Source organism: Helicobacter sp. UBA3407 (assembly GCF_949747025.1).
GTDB classification, from domain to species: domain Bacteria; phylum Campylobacterota; class Campylobacteria; order Campylobacterales; family Helicobacteraceae; genus Helicobacter_D; species Helicobacter_D ganmani.
The window spans coordinates 1-3,286 of the sequence record NZ_CATKCB010000042.1 but is presented as its reverse complement, the minus strand read 5'-3'; the positions used below and the strand labels follow the sequence as shown (position 1 = coordinate 3,286).

General features: G+C 36.5%; 4 protein-coding genes. All 4 read left to right on the top strand.

Translation table 11 applies throughout. From position 1 onward, the window contains the following. Positions 1-1,501, top strand: a 1,501-nt coding sequence (locus tag Q1553_RS00565) for a toprim domain-containing protein (protein WP_300842668.1), incomplete at its 5' end; no start/stop codon positions are given. Positions 1,502-1,512: 11 nt separating this feature from the next. Continuing rightward, positions 1,513-2,160, top strand: coding sequence for a glycerol-3-phosphate 1-O-acyltransferase PlsY (plsY, locus tag Q1553_RS00560; protein WP_115551789.1), 648 nt, complete (start codon positions 1,513-1,515; stop codon positions 2,158-2,160). Positions 2,161-2,185: 25 nt separating this feature from the next. After that, positions 2,186-2,665 (top strand): hypothetical protein, encoded by a 480-nt coding sequence (locus Q1553_RS00555; RefSeq protein WP_300842667.1) that lies wholly within the window; start codon positions 2,186-2,188, stop codon positions 2,663-2,665. Between the two features lie 20 nt (positions 2,666-2,685). Then, positions 2,686-3,286, top strand: a 601-nt coding sequence (locus Q1553_RS00550; RefSeq protein ID WP_300842666.1) for a polysaccharide pyruvyl transferase family protein, incomplete at its 3' end; no start/stop codon positions are given.

Genomic DNA, 3,286 nt, shown 5'->3' with positions numbered 1-3,286 from the left:
GGACGGAGGAACGCACGAAGCAGGATTTCGTATGGGCTTGACTAGGGCGATTACAAATTATATTGAAGAAAATGCCAATGCACGCGAAAAGGATTCCAAAATTACAGGCGATGATATTAGAGAGGGATTACTTGCGATTGTTTCGGTAAAAGTTATTGACCCGCAGTTTGTGGGGCAGACTAAAAGCAAATTAGGAAGCTCCTTTGTGCGTCCTATTGTACAGAAACTTAGTTTTGAAAAGATTTCAAAGTTTTTTGAAGAAAATCCCAACGAAGCTAAAGCAATCATGCAAAAAGCACTTTTAGCCGCACGAGGTAGAGAAGCGGCAAAAAAGGCGAGAGAACTCACGCGCAAGAAAGAATCTTTTAGCGTAGGCACACTTCCGGGTAAATTAGCGGATTGTCAGAGTAAGGACCCAAGCATTAGCGAACTTTATCTTGTAGAAGGAGATTCTGCAGGTGGTTCAGCCAAACAAGGGAGAGATAGGGTTTATCAAGCGATTCTTCCCTTAAGAGGAAAAATCTTAAATGTAGAAAAAAGTCGCCTAGATAAGATTCTAAAAAGTGAGGAAATTAAAAATCTCATTACCGCTTTAGGTTGCGGAATTGGAGAGGAATTTGATATTACAAAAGCAAGATATAATAAAGTCATTATTATGACTGATGCTGATGTAGATGGAAGCCATATTCAAACGCTTTTGATGACTTTCTTTTTTCGCTATTTAAAAGGTATCATTGAAGCGGGTTATTTGTATATTGCCCAGCCGCCACTTTATCGCTTCAAAAAGGGAAAAAAGGAAATTTATCTCAAAGATGAAAAGGCTTTGAGCGAATATTTGATTGAAAATGGAATTGAAAACTTTGAGTTTCAAGGAATTGGGACAAAAGAACTGATGGAGTTTTTTAAAATTGTCGCACATTATCGTTCTACCTTGCAGAATCTGAAAAAACGATTTGCTTTAATTGAAGTGGTACGCTTCTTGATTGAAAATAGTGATTTACTTGCACTTCCAAATAACGCCTTGTGTGAAACAATTAAAGAAAGAATCGCAGAGCTTGGATTTAATATTTTAAACGAAAAGATAGATGAGGAAAAAGTGCATTTATATGTGCAAACCGATTCTGGATTGGTAGATATTAAGATTGATGATGAGCTTTTTACGCACCCACTTTTTGAAGAAGCGCATTTCGTGTTTAATAAAATCAAAGAATTTGATTTGGGATTCTTAGAGGGAAAAGACGCGGTGAGTATGCTAGAATCAATAGAAGAAAGTAGCAAAAAAGGCGCATATATCCAAAGATATAAAGGTCTAGGAGAAATGAATCCCGAGCAACTTTGGGAAACAACGATGACACCAGAAAATAGGCGTTTGATTCGTGTAGAGATTCAAGACGAAACAGAAGCAAGTGATGTCTTTTCACTCTTTATGGGTGATGAGGTAGAACCAAGGCGTGAGTATATCCAAACACACGCAAAAGATGTGAAACATTTAGATGTTTAAGGGGATTCTTGATGTATTTGTTAGCGGGGATTTTGGATTTTTTTACAAGTTTGAATGGAATCTTTTACACGCTTGCTTATGTTGTGGGCGGGATTCCGTTTGGATTGCTTTATGGAAAATATCTTGGAGGTGTGGATATTCGCCAAGTTGGGAGCGGAAGCATTGGCGCGACTAATGTTTTACGTGCATTAAAAGAAAGTAATCCAAAAATTGCTAAAAAAATCGCAATTCTTACAATGTTAAGTGATGCACTCAAAGGCGTGGTGATTATAATGATTGCCAAAGCGTTTGGTGTTAGCTTTGAAGCACAATGGATGATGGCACTTTTGGCAGTGGTGGGGCATTGTTTCTCGCCTTTTTTAAAGCTAGAAGGTGGCAAAGGTGTAGCGACTTGTGTTGGTGTTGTCGCGGTATTTTTGCCTTTAGAGGCAATTTTAGGTTTAGTGGTGTGGTTTGTGGTTGGAAAATTATTAAAAATCTCCTCTCTTGCCTCACTTTTTGGCGTGATTTGTGGCATAGGTTTTAGCTTTTTCCTGCATCCCGAGATTCCACATATTACAACTCATACACCTTTAGTTTTAATGCTATTGTTGATTCTTTACAAGCATATTCCAAATATCATTCGTCTAATCCAAAGAAAGGAACAAAAGGTAATATGATAGAATTTCGGAAAAAAATAGTTTAATGATTTTTGAAAAGTTAAAGAAAATAGTCATTGCCTATATTGCAAATAATTTTAAACTTTCAAATAAGCTCACAAAAGTGAATAATCATCTTGGCTTAAAACTAACAGAAATAGAAAAAGCACAGCAAGTTTTAGCTCAAAAATTGCAAAATCTAGAAAAACAAATGCACTTAAAATTATATTCTTTAGATTCCAAAATGCAAGTTCTTCTTAGAAAATCTATGGAAAATGAAATTTTTGCTTTAAGAAATTCTGTATTGCCTTACGCAAATTTACCTATTCGTCCAAGTCATTTTTTGCTTCTTTCGTATAATAAGCATATTCCTAAGTATTCTCATCACAATCTAGGAGATTTTATCCAAACGATTGCAACCAAAAATGCTCTTTTGTTTTTGAATCCCAAGACAACTTTTGAATTTTTTGATAGGGATTCACTGATAAGCTATTATCCCGTGCGGGGGAGGGGAATAATTCTTTAAATGCTTTAACTCCTGTGGTTATGCAGGGTTGGTTTGCTTTTCCGGATTCCCCACATTTTATTCCCAATCACTACCTTTTGCCTATTTTTGTAGGCACACATTTTACTTCCGCAATTCAGAAATTTTTGCAATATTTCATCGTCTATTATCCTTGGTATTTTGAGGGTAAAACGATAGGTTGTAGGGATTTGGCGACTTTAGGATTCTGTGAGAAATTAGGATTAGAAGCTTATCTTTCACGTTGTCTTACGCTTACATTGCCCAAACGCACGCAAGAACAAGAAACACAAGCAACAAAGGTATTTTTGGTAGGGATTCCAGAGGATTTATTAAAATTTATTCCACGGGGTTTGCGTGAGGGTGCAATCAGTGTCAATCAGCAAGGAGTTTCTAATGAACAATCTTTGCAATGGCAGAGCTTTTATCATTGTAGTGAGGATTTGTTAGAAACTTACAAAAATGAAGCAAGACTCGTAATTACTTGTGCATTGCATTGCGCATCTCCTTGTTTGGCAATGGGAATTCCTGTTGTTTTGATTGCAAGAAATGAAGAAAATCTTGGACGTTTTTCTGCACTTAGTGGAATTGTGCCGATTTATACCATAGAGGATTTGGAAAAGG